This window comes from Psychromonas sp. (assembly GCF_983033635.1).
On sequence record NZ_CEZLMY010000235.1, the window covers coordinates 1 to 459 of the forward strand.

Annotated in this window: 1 protein-coding gene; it reads left to right on the forward strand. The window is 41.0% G+C overall.

All coding sequences use genetic code 11. The features are described from left to right. Positions 1-314, forward strand: a 314-nt coding sequence (locus tag AC4GME_RS17620) for a pyridoxal-phosphate dependent enzyme (protein ID WP_490379923.1), incomplete at its 5' end; no start/stop codon positions are given. Between the last annotated feature and the right edge of the window lie 145 nt (positions 315-459).

Below are 459 nucleotides of genomic sequence, written 5' to 3' on the forward strand. Positions count from 1 at the left end.
AAGTTAAACCAGGGCCACACAAAATACAAGGTATTGGTGCCGGGTTTATTCCTAAAAACTTAGATATTTCTTTAATCGATCGTGTAGAACAGGTGAGCAATGATGATGCCATTGCAATGGGCCGTCGTCTGATGGAAGAGGAAGGCATTTTAGCCGGGATTTCATCCGGTGCAGCCGTTGTTGCAGCAGCTCGTTTGGCTGAACAAGCTGAATTCAAAGACAAAAATATTGTTGTGATTTTACCGAGTTCAGGTGAACGTTACCTGTCAACAGCACTATTTGCAGGCCTATTTGAAGGCGATGAGTTCGCATAACGAGCTCCGGCTGTTAAAAAAAGGTGCCCTGGGCACCTTTTTTTTTGCTTTAAAAGCATCACGGAATAATATAAAAAAAACAACTTCAACATCTAATTATTACCTTTCGTTACGTTTTGTTACCATTTTTACCTTTCGTTACCCT